15 protein-coding genes are annotated in these 17,499 nt (G+C 53.0%); 10 read left to right on the forward strand and 5 right to left on the reverse strand.

Annotated elements, in window-relative coordinates; all coding sequences use genetic code 11:
* The first annotated feature begins 38 nt into the window (after window positions 1–38).
* Together PspS49_RS14195 and PspS49_RS14200 are read left to right on the forward strand one after the other, a co-directional pair.
* On the forward strand, window positions 39–1,001 hold the full coding sequence (locus PspS49_RS14195; protein WP_027620510.1) for a cyclase family protein: 963 nt from the start codon (window positions 39–41) through the stop codon (window positions 999–1,001).
* 161 nt (window positions 1,002–1,162) lie between these two features.
* The gene (locus tag PspS49_RS14200) at window positions 1,163–2,179 is read left to right on the forward strand and encodes a substrate-binding domain-containing protein (RefSeq protein ID WP_007913182.1); all 1,017 of its coding nucleotides are present in this window, start codon (window positions 1,163–1,165) and stop codon (window positions 2,177–2,179) included.
* Between the two features lie 18 nt (window positions 2,180–2,197).
* Here the strand turns inward: PspS49_RS14200 and PspS49_RS14205 are convergent, their stop codons facing one another.
* A complete protein-coding gene (locus tag PspS49_RS14205; protein ID WP_150705639.1) occupies window positions 2,198–3,145 on the reverse strand; it encodes a nuclear transport factor 2 family protein in 948 nt (315 codons plus the stop codon).
* Complete coding sequence (locus PspS49_RS14210) at window positions 3,142–4,146, reverse strand: LLM class oxidoreductase (protein WP_027620508.1); 1,005 nt, start codon at window positions 4,144–4,146, stop codon at window positions 3,142–3,144. The genes PspS49_RS14205 and PspS49_RS14210 overlap by 4 nt, the downstream gene beginning before the upstream one ends.
* Before the next feature lie 352 nt (window positions 4,147–4,498).
* On the opposite strand from PspS49_RS14210, the gene PspS49_RS14215 reads away from it, so the two are divergent.
* From PspS49_RS14215 to PspS49_RS14250, 8 genes are all read left to right on the forward strand, one after another.
* Window positions 4,499–5,035: a 2,4'-dihydroxyacetophenone dioxygenase family protein gene (locus tag PspS49_RS14215; RefSeq protein WP_007913179.1), complete on the forward strand. Its 537-nt coding sequence runs from the start codon at window positions 4,499–4,501 to the stop codon at window positions 5,033–5,035.
* A gap of 84 nt (window positions 5,036–5,119) precedes the next feature.
* Window positions 5,120–6,046 (forward strand): LysR family transcriptional regulator, encoded by a 927-nt coding sequence (locus PspS49_RS14220; RefSeq protein ID WP_095129125.1) that lies wholly within the window; start codon window positions 5,120–5,122, stop codon window positions 6,044–6,046.
* Window positions 6,047–6,437: 391 nt separating this feature from the next.
* A complete protein-coding gene (locus PspS49_RS14225) occupies window positions 6,438–7,826 on the forward strand; it encodes an MFS transporter (protein WP_127927342.1) in 1,389 nt (462 codons plus the stop codon).
* Between the two features lie 65 nt (window positions 7,827–7,891).
* Window positions 7,892–9,112 carry an alpha/beta fold hydrolase gene (locus PspS49_RS14230; protein WP_160039838.1) on the forward strand — a complete coding sequence of 407 codons (1,221 nt, stop codon included), beginning with the start codon at window positions 7,892–7,894 and terminating at the stop codon, window positions 9,110–9,112.
* A 322-nt stretch (window positions 9,113–9,434) separates the two neighbouring features.
* Window positions 9,435–10,397, forward strand: a complete 963-nt coding sequence (locus PspS49_RS14235) for a 3-hydroxyacyl-CoA dehydrogenase (protein ID WP_127927346.1) — start codon at window positions 9,435–9,437, stop codon at window positions 10,395–10,397.
* 50 nt (window positions 10,398–10,447) lie between these two features.
* Complete coding sequence (locus PspS49_RS14240) at window positions 10,448–11,374, forward strand: 3-keto-5-aminohexanoate cleavage protein (protein ID WP_095129129.1); 927 nt, start codon at window positions 10,448–10,450, stop codon at window positions 11,372–11,374.
* 110 nt (window positions 11,375–11,484) lie between these two features.
* Entirely contained in the window at window positions 11,485–12,855 is a 1,371-nt protein-coding gene (locus tag PspS49_RS14245; RefSeq protein ID WP_127927349.1) for an MFS transporter, read from the forward strand.
* Window positions 12,852–14,378 carry an altronate dehydratase family protein gene (locus PspS49_RS14250; protein WP_160039840.1) on the forward strand — a complete coding sequence of 509 codons (1,527 nt, stop codon included), beginning with the start codon at window positions 12,852–12,854 and terminating at the stop codon, window positions 14,376–14,378. Before PspS49_RS14245 ends, PspS49_RS14250 begins: the two co-directional genes overlap by 4 nt.
* 60 nt (window positions 14,379–14,438) lie before the next feature.
* Here the strand turns inward: PspS49_RS14250 and PspS49_RS14255 are convergent, their stop codons facing one another.
* From PspS49_RS14255 to PspS49_RS14265, 3 genes are all read right to left on the reverse strand, one after another.
* Window positions 14,439–15,131 carry a GntR family transcriptional regulator gene (locus tag PspS49_RS14255; protein WP_224789881.1) on the reverse strand — a complete coding sequence of 231 codons (693 nt, stop codon included), beginning with the start codon at window positions 15,129–15,131 and terminating at the stop codon, window positions 14,439–14,441.
* A gap of 198 nt (window positions 15,132–15,329) precedes the next feature.
* Window positions 15,330–16,118 carry an SDR family oxidoreductase gene (locus tag PspS49_RS14260; protein WP_160039842.1) on the reverse strand — a complete coding sequence of 263 codons (789 nt, stop codon included), beginning with the start codon at window positions 16,116–16,118 and terminating at the stop codon, window positions 15,330–15,332.
* A gap of 245 nt (window positions 16,119–16,363) precedes the next feature.
* Window positions 16,364–17,443: an alkene reductase gene (locus PspS49_RS14265; RefSeq protein ID WP_038364718.1), complete on the reverse strand. Its 1,080-nt coding sequence runs from the start codon at window positions 17,441–17,443 to the stop codon at window positions 16,364–16,366.
* Window positions 17,444–17,499 lie beyond the last annotated feature (56 nt).

The following is a 17,499-nucleotide window of genomic DNA, read 5'->3' on the forward strand; positions in this document are numbered from 1 at the left end:
GCAGCACAGCTAATCCAAGAATAAAAGAGGCTCAGAAAATGACAGACAAGACCGTTCCGCATATTCATGACTTGCTCAAAGACTCCCCTAAGAACTGGGGTAAGTGGGGCCCGGATGATGAGGTAGGCTCACTCAACTACCTTACAGGTATCGAAGTTCTCCAAGGGGTCAAAGAGGTCAAGCAAGGCAAGACATTTACTTTGCAGGTGCGGATGGCAGATCCTGCTGGTGACCCGGTCTGGCCTGGTCGCTCCCAGTCAAAACGCATGAATATCATGGATCGTGGTCACTATAACTGTGGCAAAGGCCCACATTTTCCGGGCTCTTACGAGTTCGCCGACGACGTGATGTTTTTTCATCTTCAAGGGTCAACTCAGTACGACGCCCTTGGGCATGTCTGGTACGACGATCAGATTTGGAATGGCTACAGCGCCGATACCACTATCGGTTCCCTGGCCAAGGCGAGCGTTGCTCCATTGGGTGAAAAAGGCATTGTTGGCCGAGGCATTCTGATCGACATAGCGCGCCACCGTGGTAAAGACGTGCTGGATGCAGGTGAAACGTTCAACCATGAGGATTTAATGGCTGCGGCCCGGGCTCAAGGCGTCTCTATCAACAAGCGCGACATTCTCATCATCCGCACTGGATGGATCGGCTCGTTTTATAAACGCGACCCGGAAGAGTTCTACAAAGACTTTATCGAGCCAGGCCTGACCTACAGCCCTGAGCTGGTGAAGTGGTTTCAGGAGATGGAAATTCCGAACATCGTTACCGACACCATTGCTAACGAAGTCACCGTCGATCCCGTGTCAGGGGTTGCGTTGCCGTTGCACAATGCACTCATGAGGAACTTGGGCATCACTCTCACTGAGATCGCTCAGCTTGATCCTCTCGCTGAGGACTGCGCTGAGGACGGTCAGTGGACGTTTCTCTATACCGCAGCCCCTCTAAAGGTCGTTGGCGGAACCGGAGCTCCTGTGAATCCGATCGTCATTAAATAAGTGTTTTTGCCTGGGGGCAGCAGAAACGCCGCTCTCAGGTTTTTCCCTCCAATTAACGGCTCCCGAACGGCGGGCTGTTGGCTTATCATCCTCTGCGCAAATCGAGGGCGTTCTTCTGATCGTCCTGTCTCCGCGCTACGATCGAGGATGCTGAATCTCCAATGAAAAAAATCGAGAAACCGAAGCTCAAGGATGTGGCTGAATTGGCGGGCGTCTCGATGGGGAGTGCTTCAAGAGCATTGGCTGTCCCGCACTTAGTGAAACCTGCAACGCTGGCCAAAGTACAAGCAGCTGTTCAAGAGCTCGGGTACGTGCGAGACGGGGCCGCGCGTGCTTTGGCATCCAGGCGCACGCACAGCATCGGAGCCGTTTTTCCTACTTTTAACAACCCTGCGTTCGCTGAAGCTGTCCAGGCCCTCCAGTTAAGGCTAACGGAGCTTGGGTATCACCTAATCATTTCTTCCCATGAATACGACCAGGCGCAAGAACTGGTAAACGTAAGGAACATGATTGAGCGGGGCGTCGAAGGCCTACTGTTAGTGGGTACTGAACATAGTCCTGAAATTTATGAAGCACTAACTGCCGCCCAATGCCCATTCATTCTCATGTGGTCGCTAGATGGTGCTCACGACCATCACTGCGTGGGGTTCAGCAATGAGGAGGGTGGTCGATTGATAGCCAAGCACTTGCTTAGCCTTGGTCATCAAAGTATCGCCATGATCAGTGGAGTTGTTTCTAACAACGAACGGGCAAAATACCGTCTGAAAGGAATCACCGCTCAGCTACTCGAGTCAGGGATAGAGCTTTCAAGTGAACGGATAATTGAGCAGCCATTCACGATTGAGGGAGGGCGCGCCGGGCTGCGGATTGCTATGGAGCTTAACCCCAAGCCTACAGCCATTGTCTGCAGCACTGACCTCACCTGTATCGGAGCGTTGGCGGAAGCGCGCTCCAATGGGATCGACGTCCCCAAAGAACTATCAGTCAGCGGGTTCGATGATATCGAGTTCGCGGCTGCCTACGTGCCAGCCCTGACGACCGTCAGGGTGCCGACTTCGAAAATTGGTATCAGCAGCGCCAACAACATCGTTGCGCTGATCGAGGGGCGCCCACTTGCACGCCGCGAGCGCATACAAATCGAACTCGTCGTCCGAGATAGTACGGCGCCACGGCCCTAGAGCGTTTCCAAGAAGGGACTAAACTCTTGGTGCTTCATTGGCATTGAACCAGCCTGGGCGGTACTCGCTCCAGGTCAGTTGCCAGAATCCCTCATGCTTGCGACGAAGCCGCATCCGGTAATGCGCGCCATAGAGAGGCGTGCCATCTTGCGCGTGTGAGTTTCCCGGAATGATTCTGCCGACAATCATTTCCGCTATACCCTTTTCCTCGTCGGACTTGATCTCCAGCACCTCTGCGAAATGCTGCATCCACGGCCAGGGCCGACGAAACTCTTTGAAGGAGCCGATGATCGCGTGGCGCCCTTCAATAAGGCCCATCGGTTGAAAATCACCAGCGGCGTCGTTGGTAAAGCAATGAGCAAGCTGCTGCATGTCAGCCTGATCCAGCGCCCATGAGTAACGAGCGTAGGTTTCAGCAATACACTCCGCACTGGTCACCGAAGCCGTTGAGTCAGGGAAAGCAAGCCATGGCGAATTCAGCTCGCTAACGATGGTCGGGGCTGGGTCGCCAATCCTCCATCCGTCGTCACCTGGTGGAAGCTGCCAGTGAATTGCAAGCGAGTAGTCCCCGGTTACCCAATTTAAGGCAATCAGCACGCTGTCGAGGCGCCAGGTGCCTGCTGTCTTTTTCAGAGAGCCTGTGACAGTCATACCAAATCCGAGCGTGGCCGACTTTGTGGCTTTGCTGATATGGCCATAGGCGTAGAGACTGAAAGTGGCGTCGGTTTCTCCACCACCCACATAGTGATTGGTTGCCTTCACTGAAAAGCCATCAGCCTTGGCACGGTCTTGCTGGAAAGCTCTGACAATCTTGCGTCCACCCTCATGAGCGGACATGTGGCTTGTCACCAACTGGCAATTCTCAGTGAACATATCCCCAACAGAGTCCCAATTACCGCTCTCCCAGGCTTTCAGAAAGGTGGCTATAACGCCCTTGATGGCGGTGCGATCACTTGAGCCGGTCACTGGGTCACCTGCGAGGCAGGTTGGCCTATGGGAAAGTGTGGCAGGACATACTCAGCCATCTCCTCCAGGACATCTGCTGCTGGTCGCTGCAGAGGTTTGATATTCAGTGCCACGTGTGAAACGCCCTCATCCTGTTGCCGTTTCCAGAGCTCCACGAGAGCATTACGCCCGATCCTTATTCCGTTGTAGCCGCGTTCCAGCGGTGTGTTCGGATCCTTCGCCAGATCGAAAAATGTCGCGTAGCCGTATGGTTTTGCGTTGCCGGTCTGGCTGGCAGAACGGAACTCGCGGATGAGGCCGGGCAAACGATTGAAGTCGCTCAGATGCCAAATCCAGGCATCGGCATTATTGGCTATCCACTCAAGCGTCTGACGGGCCCGGCCCACGACAATCATGGGGAGTCGAGGGCCAACTGGCTTGGGTACCATGTCTAGCAAGCCTTCCAGCTGGCCGAAAAGTTTGGTTGAGACGCTTGGGAAGCTGTTTTCAGTGACTGTCTTAATCAGCTCAAAGCCTTCCCGGTATCGTTCTTCTCTCGCTTCGAAATCAATCCCGAATGCTGGATATTCAATTGGGCGATCTCCGCTGGATAGCCCTAGCAAGAAACGACCGCCGGTTAGCTGGTCGACCGAAACGGACTGCTTAGCGACGATCAGTGGTTCACGTAACGGAAGAACGATGCCCGTTGTGCCCAAGGCAATGTTTTTGGTAACAGCAGCCAGATATCCCAGATATACAAACGGGTCGATCATTTGACCAGTATCACCAAAGCTCGGGTCATAGAAGGGCACATCTCTCATCCACAGACTTGCGAATCCAGCCTCGTCCGCGATGCGAGCAAGGCGTTGATGATCCTGCAGCGTGGGAAACGGTGAATTCGGATAGCCCTCCAAGGGCATGATGTATCCGAAGGTGAGGCCTTCGGGCTGAAACACTCGCGAATAGGCCGGATGAGCTGCAAGCTCGGGACTGAGCTCAAGGGAAGGGCTGAGAGAAGTCATTGCTAAACCTCATTATTTCAAGCCGATTACTACTGTGTAAGCGGCTTTCAGATGAACAGGTCTGCATGGTAGTGAAGGTATTGGGGAAAATGTGTCCCCTCTGATGGGGCGCGATCCACTGGTGGCCGCTATCCACTCAATGAAAAATCTGCGGGGTCAATCGCTTGAACTCGTCCGCAGTAGGCGCCTTAGATGAGTCGCGGCCTTCAACGGGATGAGTCTTACGCGCTGTGACGAGTGGTCACAGATGGTGTGAATTTCTGAGTATTCTCCTGTGCGAGAGCATCACCTACTCTCACTCAGCGATTGAAATCCTGGCTCGCTCGCCAGTCACACGTTGAGAGAAATTATAATGAATACGCCCGTTAAACCTGATGAACTTGCCATTCCTTATGCTTTGCCGCAGGTGCCTTTCATGTCTCCAGACATGGTGCATCCAGGCGTTATGACCACTTGGCTCGAAGACGATAATCTCTGGGTGCCGGTCACCAAATCAGTATCTTTCAAACCACTGCTGCTGAGCGTTAGCGGTGGGTACTACATCAACTTGCTCCGAGTTCGGCAGAGCGGGGTTTTGTCTCGTCACCGCCACTCAGGTGCAGTACATGCGATCGTGTTGAAGGGGCGTTGGTACTACCTCGAACACGATTGGGTTGCTGATGAAGGCTCCTTTGCATTCGAGCCGCCAGGGGAGACTCACACTCTGTTCGTCCCTGAAGATGTCGAAGAAATGATTACTTGGTTCCACGTTCAGGGTGGCTACACTTACGTCGACCCACAGGGTGTCGCGGTTGGCTATGAAGACGTTTTCACCAAGCTGGAAGCTGCCCGCAGCCATTACAAAAATTTGGGCTTGCCGGACGATTATATCGAGCAGTTCATTCGCTGATTCTGGTTCAAAAAAGAACGCGCTACGGCGCGTTTTTTTGTGTAGATAAACAGGTAGATTCAGTCGCTTAAGGAGCGTACCGAAATGGATCAATACTCTCAAATGCTAGCCTTCATCTGGTCAACAGAGTGCGGAAGTTTTTCTGCTGCCGCCAGGGCGCATGAGATGACTCCGTCGGCCATCAGTAAATTGATAGCACGGCTAGAGGATCGGCTTCGGGTTCGACTTTTTCAGAGGGGGTCCCGAGTCCTCACTCTGACGGAGGAGGGGGCGGCTTATCTGCGCAGTGCGAAAGCTGTAGTTGAGGCGATGAGTGAAGCTGACTCTCTGGCAGAAGGGCTTCCTTCAAGGGTCAGTGGCACGCTTCGCATCCACACGATGACCTCTTTTGCGAAGCAGCAGATCGTGCCTTGGTTGCCGGAATTCCTCGACACCTATCCCGGTCTTGATGTCGAGATTCAGTTAGGCGCTCAGTTCGTTGACCAGTTCGAACAAGGATTGGACATAGCCATCCATAGCGGGATTCTTCCGAGCTCTTCCAGAATCGCAAAGAAGATAGGCGAATGTGAATGGTTGCTGTGTGCTTCACCTGACTACCTGGAAAAGTATGGAATACCGCAGCAGCCACAAGATCTGATGAATCATCGATGCTTTAATTTCAGTTTTGCCAGCCCTTGGAACAAATGGGCCTTTATCCAAGATGGCCTAGGTGTGACGACCCCTGTGAAGCCTCGAGGATCGTTTACCCAGGGTGAGCTGCTCAGAGATATGGCCAAATCAGGTGCGGGTATAGTCCGCCTTGCGGATTTCCACATTGGAAAAGACATTCAGGACGGATCGCTGGTGCTCCTGCTTGACGAGTACAAAGCGGAGATCCTGGAGCCTATTTACCTGCTTTATTCAGACCGTAAGCATTTGAGTCCTCGCATTCGGGTGTTCATCGAGTTTTTTCAGGAAAAATGGATTGCTCATCCATGGAAAATCGTGAGAGGACTGCCCGGAGCGGTTTGATAGCCACTACGGCTCGGCGCTTACTTTCACTCTACCTCCGCGCAAGCGTGCAACTTTGGCTCCTGCACAAGGGAGCCAATACTCCACCACTCTGATAATTTTCCCTCTTGCTCTGTGCCCAACAGAGATCTCAAAAATTTGAGGCCTGTTCCCCAGTAATTACTTAGTCAAATGCTTCGCTGGCACCTCTCTCATTTTGTGCCACTGACCTGTTCCTGGCGGTCACAGCAGGTGTGCTTTGCCAGCTATATTCAGCCCTGAAATTGAGCCATAACCTCTGTCCATGGTGAGCAGTACGACAAGTGCTGGATCACCTCGGATGTTGAGGCGTATGTGTGCAAAACACCGATCCTCAGCCGGAGAATAAAAATAAATACCCGGAGATATCCCCATGGGATTTGCTCAAGACAAAATCGAAGCATTACCTGCGGTCAATCGTGTGCCAAAAGGTGCAGGTGCAGCCTCCTGGGGTGCGATGGCTCTTTTGTGGCTCGTGTATGCCATGGATGCCAACTCCCGCCAGATGTTCTTTATGGTATTGCCCTCCATCACCAGCGAGTTCAAGACAAGCGCTGAGCTGACTGGACTGCTTGCCGCGTTCATCACGATCGCTACATCTTTGATAGCCGTGCCTTGCATGATTTGGGCTGATAAAGGCGGTCAGGGATGGATGCGAAAATACCGCCATCTGCCAATCGTGATTGCTTACACGCTATTCACCTTTCTGACCGGCCTCAATTTCTTGACAGGCTCGCTTGGAGTGCTTGTTGCGCTGCAAGTGATGTCACACGCATTTGGCGGTGCTGGCGAAGCCATCGAAGTCACTTCCTTGTCTGAGTGGTGGTCGAAGGAGCGCCGTGGTTTCGCCCTGGGACTTCATCACACCGGATACCCTTGGGGCACATTGATCGGTGGCTTGGCGATCAGTGCTCTACTCCACGCTTACGGCCCGGAAAATTGGCGCTTGGCATTCCTGCTGTTCCCTGTACCGATGATCATCATCTTTTCGGTCTACTGGTGGTTCAGTACGAAGAAGCGTTACGAGTCCTTTGTTGAACACGCTCAAGCCGTGGGTGAGACCCCTCCATCAATGGAAGCGGTACAGGGAGTGGTTGAGGTGCCCAAAGGCGCGCTCAAGTCGGCAATGAAAAATCCGAACATCTCCGCTATCGCTCTTATCTCGATGTTCGCGATCGTTGGCTACTTCGGCATCAGCTTCTGGCTACCTCAGTATCTGGCCTTTGTTGCCCATTACAACTTCGCAGAGGCAGCTGCTTACTCGGTGCTCTTCACGATCACCGGTGGTATCGGCCAGATCGTTTGGGGATGGGTTTCAGACCGTGCAGGCCGAAAACTTTGCCTCGTGCTTGTTTTCGCATGGCTTGCGGTGGGCATGTACCTCTTCAAATACTCATCCGTCAGCCTGACTTGGCTTATCGCGATTCAGTTGTTTGCCGGGTTCGCGATGAACGCGCCCTACACGTTGCTGTATGCCATTGCGTTTGATTCTGCGAAGCAAGGCACGACTGGTCTGGCAGGCTCAATCGTCAACGTCGGTATTTACGCCGGTGGCTTTGGGCCATTCGTGATCGGGATGTTCATCGGCGCAGGTGGTGGCTTTGAGCAGGCTGCTGGTTACAACTACGCGCTCTACTTTATCTCCGGTCTCATGGTACTGGCGGCCATCATCACCATTTTCTTCACCCGAGAAACTACCGGCTGGTTCCTTAAGTACGACAAGGCGCTGGTCTCGAAGCACTCTTGCAACATGGGTTTGTAACGAACCGATCGTACCTGCACTTACAAGAAAATCCCCTTGGGGATAGCTAAAGCTAGGAGAAAGTCATGACCCTTATTAAAGATGCCAAATGGTTGAGCCAATTCGCCGACGAGTTAAACGGTGATGCTGATTGGACTGCCGCTGCTCGCTATTTCGATGGACGGATTCAATTCAAGCACAGCACAGCCTTCTCAACGCTTGCGGTTCTCGCCGGTAAGGTCGTTGCGGTTTACCCGGAAGGAAGCCCCTTGGGTGCGGATATCATCGTGTCTGGTGCTGATGATGAGTGGCAGCGCGTTCTTGACGGAAAGATCGACTGGTTTGAAGCGTTGTCCCCAGGGTTGGGCAAACTTGAGCTTGAGGGCAACGTAGTCGCCGCATGGCAGTACGTTGATGTGATGGCCCGCGCGTTTGACGCAATGAAGCGTGTAGGGAAAGCTAATAATAACCCACCAGTCTCTTACTCTCCCGGGCCTAAGCCGTCAGGGAAAGAGACGGTAGGACGGTACATTACCGTTGATGGAATTCGCGTTTATTACGAAGAATCAGGGGAGGGACGTCCACTCGTTTGCTTCCACGCGGCATCACAAGATTCTCTGATGTACAGGCACGTACTGGACGGCCTCTCAGATGAGTTCCGCGTCATTGCAATTGACGCCCCTGGGCACAGCAAATCAGAGCTACCTGAATCAGGTCCATTCCACAGCCTCACTCGCCATGCGGAGTTCAATGAGCACCTTATGGAGGCCTTGGGACTTGAGAACCCCGCCATCATGGGATGCTCGATGGGTGGCAATCTGGTGCTGGAATTGGGGGCACGTCGGCCCGATGCGTACAGCGCGATCATTTCAGCTGAAGGGGCAGATTTTACCCCGACGGTTTCCGAGTTCTTCCTCGATATGTTGCTCATGAATGGGCCAGAGATCATCGGTGCCTGGTCTCGTTCGATGACTGGCAATCGCACTCCACCAGATCGTGCGAGGGAGGTGGTGTGGCAGATCTCGCGCACCACGCCGCAGGTGATGAAAGGTGACCTCACAGGCTATGCGAACTTTGATCAGCGGCAACAAGTTGGAAAGATCAAAGCGCCTGTTTTACTTCTGCGCGGTGACGCGGATTGGTTGGTGTACCAAGAGAAGGTTGAGGAGACAGCATCTCGCATTCCCGGCAGTAAGATCGCCGTGCTCGCAGGTACTGGCCACTATCCAATGACTGAAAACCCACTGGAGTTCTGTGACACGGTACGCGCGTTCCTTCGTGAAGCGGGTCACGGCCACGCAGGCTGAAAGATCTGATTGAGGAGCCCGCTCGTCAGGCGGGCTTTTCTGCGTCTATTTAACGCGAAGGTTCAATCCCGAAAAAAGCCTTTTCTATTCCCGCACAAAAACCTAATGCGCGCCGACCCACTGAGGCTCAGGCCGTTGCGGGAGCTATCTCAACCCTCGAATCCCTTCCATAGCCGATCGTCAGACAATCAGAATTATTTTCTTGTGATCTGTGATCACAGTGGATAGCATCTGTCTCAGAGCGAATAACTGAGCGTCAGCATTGTTCACCAACCGCTCAAACGATTACTCCTAAACATAAATACAAAATTTGGAGAACATCATGCGAAGTACAACTCCATCTGCGACCGAGCGTGGCCCCATTGCAATCGTTGGCGCGGGCCTGATTGGGAGAGCTTGGGCGATTGTTTTTGCTGGAGCAGGACATCCGGTGCGTTTACACGACATGGATCTGCAGACAATGCAGAACAGCCATGCCTACATAGAAGCGAGACTTAACGAGCTCGCAGAATTTGATCTCCTCAATGACGCGCCCCTCACCGTACTTGCACGGATTACGTGTGTTCCCGATTTGGCTGATGCGCTACGTGATGTGGTGCTCGTACAGGAAAACGTTCGGGAAACGGTGGAGGCGAAAATCGACATTTTCAGTCGAATGGATGTGTTGGCGCCCAAGGACGCGATTCTTGCCAGTTCAACTTCATGGTTACCGGCCTCCGAGTTCACTAAAGATCTACCAGGTCGGGGGCGCTGCGTAGTTGCACACCCTACCAACCCACCTTACTTAGTTCCTCTTGTGGAGCTTTGCCCTGCGCCGTGGACCGAATCTGAAGTGATGATTCGAGCGCATGAGATCTACACCGCAGCAGGGCAGAGCCCTGTCGTTCTATCCCGAGAGATCCACGGCTTCTTGTTGAACCGAGTCCAAGCAGCAGTCCTCAACGAATGCTTCAAATTGCATGAGGAAGGCTTTGCTAGCTCTGAGGATATTGATCGGGTACTCAAAGATGGACTCGCCCTCCGCTGGTCATTTATGGGCCCCTTCGAAACCATCGATCTCAACGCCCCTGCCGGCGTATCTGACTATGCCAAACGCTACGGTCAGCAAAATCGCGAAACGATCAATTCCGAAAATGCTTTTGACTGGTCGGAATCAGCAGTCGCCCGAGTACATGACGAGCGCCGCCAAAAACTTGAACTTGAAGGCATTGCATTGCGATCCGCCTGGCGTGACCGCCGCCTTATGGCTCTCGCTGCGCACAAGCGTCAAGCACCAAATTCCTGACGGCATCACTTCATCCTGAACACCAAAATAAAAGTAACCAGGAGGTCACCATGGCTCGTAAAGTCATCATCACTTGCGCGGTCACCGGCGCAATTCATACACCTTCCATGTCCCGTTACCTGCCGGTAACACCAGGTCAAATTGCCGAAGCGGCGATTGGTGCCGCTGAGGCTGGCGCCTCAATTGTTCACCTACATGCTCGTAATCCAATTGATGGCAGTCCCTCTCAGGATCCGGAACTGTTTAAGCAGTTTCTGCCGGCTATCAAAGAGGCTAGCGATGTGGTGATCAACCTGACTACAGGTGGCGCACCGACAATGTCGCTTGAAGATCGACTTCGTCCAGCACATCAGTTCAAACCGGAAGTGGCCTCACTGAACATGGGCACGATGAACATGGGTCTTTACCCAATGCTCAATCGGTTTAAGGAGTTCAAACACGCTTGGGAGGAACCATACCTCGCCGGCAGCCATGACCGCATTTTCAAAAATACATTTACCGACATAGCCCACATCCTCGAGTCATGCAGTGAGAACGGTACCCGTTTTGAAATCGAATGCTATGACATTGGGCATCTCTACACCGCTGCACATTTCATTGATCGTGGCCTCATCAAACCTCCGTTTTTGATCCAATCGGTTTTCGGCATTTTGGGCGGTATCGGCGGTCACCCTGAGGATGTCCTGCATATGCGGCGCACAGCTGATCGTCTCTTCGGAGATGACTATCAGTGGTCGGTTCTTCCTGCAGGAAAGCAGCAGATGAGCATTGGTGCTCAATCAGCCACGCTTGGAGGACACGTGCGTGTGGGTCTTGAAGACTCGCTTTGGGACGGGCCGGGTCAATTGGCAAAAAGCAATGCCGATCAAGTTTCGCGCATGCGCAAAATTCTCGAAGGGCTTTCACTTGAAGTGGCGACACCGTCTGACGCGAGGGAAATCCTGAAGCTAAAAGGTGGCGATAACGTCAATTTTTAAGCGCGGGTATTCATCCCCGTAAAGCCTATCTAGAGGATATTTTGATAACTAATGGTCGCGTCACAACACTCGCGCCTTAGCAATTTATCCTCGTGAGGAGAACATGAATCATGTTAGCTACGACCCATACAAAAACACAAAAGGGACAGTCGCTGAACGCTTTAATGTTTCGAAAACTAATGCCGATGTTAATCTTTGCTTACGTTATAAGCTTTCTAGACAGAACTAACATTTCACTTGCCAAAACACACATGGCAGTAGACTTGGGTATTTCCGCTGCCGCATATGGTTTTGGTGCAGGGCTCTTCTTCCTTACCTATGCACTCATGGAGGTACCCAGTAACTTGATCATGCACCGGGTAGGGGCCCGACTCTGGATCACCAGGATCATGATCACCTGGGGATTGTTATCTGCCGGTATGGCCTTCATTACCGATGAGACTACGTTTTACATTGCCCGCGCGCTACTGGGCGCAGCTGAAGCCGGATTGTTCCCAGGTGTAATGCTCTATTTAACCTATTGGTTTGGTCGTGAGCAAAGGGCACGAGCCAGTGGCTATTTTCTAATCGGGGTTTGTCTCGCGAATATCATCAGCGGGCCGGTTGGCGGGCTGCTGTTAAAGATGGATGGAATCTGGGGTTGGCACGGCTGGCAGTGGCTGTTCTTCTTGGAGGGAATTCCAGCTGTTCTATTCTCCGTCGTGATTTGGCGAAAGCTTCCGGACGGCCCATCTACGGCAAGTTGGCTATCAAAGGAACAAGTCACTGAAGTAGAGCAAGTTCTGAAGAAAGAACATGATGAAGAAATCGCCTCCGGCAATGTAGGTCATTCTTTTAAGGGGGTTCTTAAAATCCCTCAGATTTGGCTTGCGATCGCGGTGTATTTCCTCCACCAAGTTAGTGTCTATTCGGTAATTTTCTTCTTGCCGGGCATCATTGGCACGTACGGAGGCTTATCATCGTTACAAATAGGATTGTTAAACTCAATCCCATGGATCGCAGCAGCACTCGGGGCAGCGTTTCTTCCAAGGTATGCAACTACTCCGAAAATTTCACGCAAAATAATGTTCGGTGGGCTGCTCCTGATGTCGGCTGGATTGACCCTTGCGGCCTTTACCACTCCACTGATAGCTCTAATAGGATTCACTCTTACGGCATCGATGTTTTTCGTTGTTCAGCCTGTGATATTCCTCTTTGCCAGTTCAAGACTGGCGGGAGCAGGTATGGCGGCGGGTCTGGCGTTAGTGAATACTTTTGGTATTACTGGTGGTTTCTTCGGCCCTTCACTTCTGGGCTTCGTTGAACAAACTACTGGGAGCACGAAGAATGGGCTAATTATTGTAGCGGCTCTTTTAACGCTCGCGGCATTCCTGAGTCTGAAGCTACGTCAGGCACAAGAAACGATTACTACAAAAACGCGGGACAACATTGTATTGCCCCAGGCTGCGCCGTGTATTACTGATAATGCGAGGACAAAATGAAGAGTACATCCCTGGCACTTAAACTACATCCCGACGATAATGTTGCAATCGCACGCGCGTCGATACCTCAAGGAACCGTGGTTACGGAGTTCGGTAATATTGTGGTGCTCGCCGATGTGCCCGCAGCGCACAAAATCGCCCTTGCACACGTAAACCCAGGTGATCCTGTTCTGCGTTATGGCCAGATCATTGGCTTTGCTACTAAACCCATTGAGCCAGGCGATTACGTGCATACGCACAATCTGGAGATGGCGACGTTCGAGCGAGACTACGCGTTCGGCGAGGATGCCAAAGTCGCGTCGCCTGCAGCCTCTCCTGTGACATTCCAAGGTTTCGTCCGCGCTGACGGGCGAGTAGCAACTCGAAACTACATTGGTGTAGTGAGCACTGTGAACTGCTCCTCCACTGTTACCAAAATGGTGGTTGAACACTTCTCGCGAAACGGTGTGCTGGATGCTTACCCAAACGTGGACGGTGTGGTGCCGATCACCCACAGCTTCGGGTGCTGCATAGAGCACAATGGCGAGGGGGTGAACCAACTGCGGCGCACGCTAGGCGGTTTCATCAAGCACGCCAACTTCGCTGGCGTGGTCGTCATCGGCCTTGGCTGTGAAGCCAATCAGATGGGCGCGCTGTTCATGGCCCAGAGCATCGAGACCGGCAAGCTTATCGCTCCCGTGGTCATCCAAGACGTTGGTGGAACCCGCAACGCAGCGGATGCCGCCATTGCCGCCGTGGAATCGATGCTGCCGGTTGCCAACGAGTGCCGGCGTGAGCCGGTCTCGGCGCGGCACCTGACCGTGGCGCTCCAGTGCGGCGGTTCAGACGGATACTCGGGCATCACGGCCAACCCCGCCCTCGGTGTGGCTGTCGATATGCTCGTAGCGCAAGGTGGAACTGCCATCCTTAGCGAAACGCCGGAGATCTACGGCGCCGAACACCTGCTGACTCGTCGCGCGGCAACCCGTGAGGTCGGCCAGGGTATCGTCGACCTTATCAAATGGTGGGAAAGCTACGCAGACCGCGAAAAAGGCAGCATCGATAACAACCCCACGCCTGGTAACAAGGCCGGCGGCCTGACGACCATTCTTGAAAAGTCTCTAGGCGCAGTTGCCAAAAGTGGCTCCTCAGCACTCATGGGCGTTTATCGTTACGCCGAGCCCATTACAGTCCGAGGCTTGGTGTTCATGGATGCGCCTGGCTATGACCCGATGGGAGCCACTGGCCAAATCGCCAGCGGCGCAAACCTCGTTGCGTTCACCACCGGACGCGGCTCGTGCTTTGGCGCCAAACCTGCTCCTTCGATCAAGCTTGCGACGAATACCAAAATGTACACTCGCATGAAGGATGATATGGACATCAACTGCGGGGATGTCATGGATGGCGATGCCACCCTTGAATCGAAGGGTAAAGAGATTTTCGACATGCTCATACGAGTGGCTTCTGGAGAAAAATCTAAAAGCGAGGCGTTGGGCGTCGGCAATGAAGAAACAGTGCCTTGGATGATCGGCGCTCAGATGTAATGAGCGAACAAAAAAGGCGTCCTGATATCAGGGCGCCTTTTTTAAACCTTGTTGATGAGGTTAATCAACTTCGACAGGCTTGTGCGCATCGGCAACGATCAGCGCCCCTGTATTGAGGATAAACTCGGCAGCACTTTTGATGTCATCTTGCAGTGATTCACAGGCGGCAACGGAGTCACCCTTCTTTAAAGCATCAACCATCGCTGCGTGATGACTGGCTTGCACTCGCTGAACCACACGCTCAGTGCCAGATCGTAGGTCATAGTTGATGATAGGCCCTATTCTCAGCCACAGGGACTCAACTATCTGGAGCAGGATGGGCATGTCCGCCTGATTATAAATTGCGAAATGCAGTTCTTTGTTCAGCGTAATCAGCCGTGACTCATCGGGAGCGCCTTTTGCAAACTCTGCGCAAAATGCCTCGTGTATCTTTTCAATCTCAGCCAGCGCCTGCGAATCAACAAGTTCCGCAGCACGAGCTGCAGCTTGCCCCTCCAGATTCAACCGGATACTGGTGATTTCCCGGAATTGGCTGACCGTCAGTACAGGAACGCGAATATATCGATTAGCCGCCATTTCAAGCGCTTGCTCAGCGACCAACCTGTGAACGGCCTCTCGCACTGGCATGACGCTAACACCAAGAGCGTCCGCTATAGATCTGAGCGAGAGCTTTTCCCCAGGCATAACGCGTCCGCTTATCAGCAGATCACGCAGCTGGGCATAAACGTCCGCACTGAGGGTCTGGCGGATCATGGGCGTTACGAGTGTGGATAGGTTCATGGCGAGAATTATAGGCAGGTTCGATCAGCCAGCATAGGAAAATGAGACAACTGTGATCACGGAAGTGCCGGTATAGAAAGTGACGGAATTCGGGAGAAACGAGCTCTCTAGCACACGCGCACTAATCGTCTCGCTACCAAGGTCGGTGGCGAGACGTGTAGGTCTGACTAATCAAAGATACTCGACATTGCCGTCGATGCTAATCGCTTGTCCTGTCACATTGTTAGCAGCAGGAGAGCATAGAAATAAGGCCATTGCTGCCACGTCTTCGGGTGGAGTCATCCGACGCAATGAGATTTTCTTCAATGTTTGTTGGCGCATCTCCGGCTCTGAAATGCCTAACTGTTTGGCGCGATCACTGATGACGCGATCCTGGCGCGGGCCCTCGACGATGCCTGGCAGCAGTGCGTTGACTCGAATGTCTTTTTCACCCAACTCGGCTGCCAATGACTTCATAAGACCAACGATGGCCCACTTGGTCGCGGCGTATGGAGTCCGCCAGGCATAGCCTAAGCGCCCCGCGACCGATGAAATATGAATGATGTGTGCGTGTTCTGACTTCGTTAGGAGGGGGACAGCATGATGAGCGAAGCGATACTGCGCATTGAGATTGATGTCTACTGTCTGTTCCCATTCGGCATCACTAATTTTGTCGATTCCGCCGGTCGGCCCTGCTATGCCTGCATTGTTGATAAGTACATCAAGCCCACCCACCCACTCCTGTTGTATCTCGAAGACTCGCTTAATTTGAGCAGAGTCGGAGACGTCGGCCAATGTGGCCAAAGCTTCAGGATAGCGCTCACGAAATTGTGCGATCGCCTGCTCACTTACATCGCATACATGGACTCTTGCCCCAATTTCGAGATATGCAGCCGCGATCGATTCTCCAATGCCTGATGCTCCACCGGAAATTAAAACTCTCAATCCGGTATAGGGTGTCAGCCGCTTCATCACGTTCATAGCTAATGCGTCCTGTCTTATTTATGTTCATGAGTTCTTTCGTGGCTACGGCGTGCGTAGACAAGAAAACCTCATTAAGTGATATGTGATCACAGTTTATTTGTCAAGACAGGCTTGCCGCAGGTTTGCAGGTGAATTACCGGGGAGGGCGCAGACTCCTACCCCGGTTCAGCATTGCAATCTACGGCCCGATTACTCTGCGAGTGGCAGCCGGCGGCGACTGCGCTTACCTCAGCACTACATCGTTATCGGATCTGGGCCATGGTCGGGTAATCCGTATAACCTCGCTCCTCACCCTGATAGAAGGTGGACGGGTCTGCGTCATTCAATGCGACACCCTGTTCGAATCGCTCTACCAGATCCGGGTTGGCCAGGAACGCAGTGCCAAAGGACACCAGATCAGCATTTCCTTCTCTGAGGGACGTTTCTGCGCGTTCCGCGTCATAGCCCCCATTGGCGATGTAGGTGCCTGCGAAACGACGCTTCAGTTCTCTGAAGTCGAATGAACCCGCACCGACTTCTACTACGTGAATGTAGGCTAGCCCGTAGCGACTGAGCATTTTCGCTGCATAGTTGAAAGTCGCTTGGGGATCGCTGTCGCTCATGGAGAAGTAATTAAAAATCGGCGACAGGCGAACGCCCACGCGGCTAGCCCCGAATACTTCGATGACCGACTCCACAACCTCCTTAAGAAACCGAGCGCGATTTTCTGCAGAGCCGCCGTATGAATCGGTTCGGGTGTTGGTGCCATCGCGCAGGAACTGATCGATCAAGTAACCGTTCGCGCCATGTATTTCCACACCGTCAAAACCTGCACGCTTCGCGTTTTCAGCACCTTGGCGAAAATCCGCGATCACGCCAGGAATTTCATGCAGACTCAGAGCCCGTGGCGACTCGTAAGGCTTCAATCCTTCAGGCGTGTAGATCTCGCCATCAGCCTTGATCGCTGAGGGGGCTACCGGCAGCTGATTATCGATCTGTACCAGGGAGTGTGACAGGCGCCCAACGTGCCAGAGCTGGAGAAATATCCGTCCGCCTTCTGCATGCACGGCGTCGGTCACGTGTTTCCAGCCGGCGATTTGCTCGTTGGTGAAAATGCCCGGTGTTCTCATGTAGCCTTTGCCTTGAGCCGAGACCTGGGAACCCTCAGTAATGATCAGGCCGGCGCTTGCACGTTGACGGTAATACTCGACTACTGTGGAAGTTGGAACATCGCCTTGGCCAGCCCGGCTTCGCGTCAGCGGCGCCATCACCATGTGATTTTTCAGGGGGAGGTTGGCGATTCGGGTGGGGGACAAAAGAAGGTTGAGATTGCTCACTGTCATGACGTGCCTCAGTATGATTTGGGGTGTTGGATAGTTATCGTCGAGATGATTTTCAC

Source organism: Pseudomonas sp. S49 (genome assembly GCF_009866785.1).
Taxonomy (GTDB): domain Bacteria; phylum Pseudomonadota; class Gammaproteobacteria; order Pseudomonadales; family Pseudomonadaceae; genus Aquipseudomonas.

Bases quoted from the DNA above. Each gene is read 5' to 3' on its own strand.
- PspS49_RS14220 (WP_095129125.1), top strand. From the start codon at position 5,120: ATGGATCAATACTCTCAAATGCTAGCCTTCATCTGGTCAACAGAGTGC.
- PspS49_RS14215 (WP_007913179.1), top strand. From the start codon at position 4,499: ATGAATACGCCCGTTAAACCTGATGAACTTGCCATTCCTTATGCTTTG.
- PspS49_RS14200 (WP_007913182.1), top strand. From the start codon at position 1,163: ATGAAAAAAATCGAGAAACCGAAGCTCAAGGATGTGGCTGAATTGGCG.
- PspS49_RS14245 (WP_127927349.1), top strand. From the start codon at position 11,485: ATGTTAGCTACGACCCATACAAAAACACAAAAGGGACAGTCGCTGAAC.
- PspS49_RS14235 (WP_127927346.1), top strand. From the start codon at position 9,435: ATGCGAAGTACAACTCCATCTGCGACCGAGCGTGGCCCCATTGCAATC.
- PspS49_RS14225 (WP_127927342.1), top strand. From the start codon at position 6,438: ATGGGATTTGCTCAAGACAAAATCGAAGCATTACCTGCGGTCAATCGT.
- PspS49_RS14195 (WP_027620510.1), top strand. From the start codon at position 39: ATGACAGACAAGACCGTTCCGCATATTCATGACTTGCTCAAAGACTCC.
- PspS49_RS14265 (WP_038364718.1), bottom strand. From the start codon at position 17,443: ATGACAGTGAGCAATCTCAACCTTCTTTTGTCCCCCACCCGAATCGCC.
- PspS49_RS14260 (WP_160039842.1), bottom strand. From the start codon at position 16,118: ATGAACGTGATGAAGCGGCTGACACCCTATACCGGATTGAGAGTTTTA.
- PspS49_RS14250 (WP_160039840.1), top strand. From the start codon at position 12,852: ATGAAGAGTACATCCCTGGCACTTAAACTACATCCCGACGATAATGTT.
- PspS49_RS14240 (WP_095129129.1), top strand. From the start codon at position 10,448: ATGGCTCGTAAAGTCATCATCACTTGCGCGGTCACCGGCGCAATTCAT.
- PspS49_RS14255 (WP_224789881.1), bottom strand. From the start codon at position 15,131: ATGATCCGCCAGACCCTCAGTGCGGACGTTTATGCCCAGCTGCGTGAT.
- PspS49_RS14230 (WP_160039838.1), top strand. From the start codon at position 7,892: ATGACCCTTATTAAAGATGCCAAATGGTTGAGCCAATTCGCCGACGAG.
- PspS49_RS14210 (WP_027620508.1), bottom strand. From the start codon at position 4,146: ATGACTTCTCTCAGCCCTTCCCTTGAGCTCAGTCCCGAGCTTGCAGCT.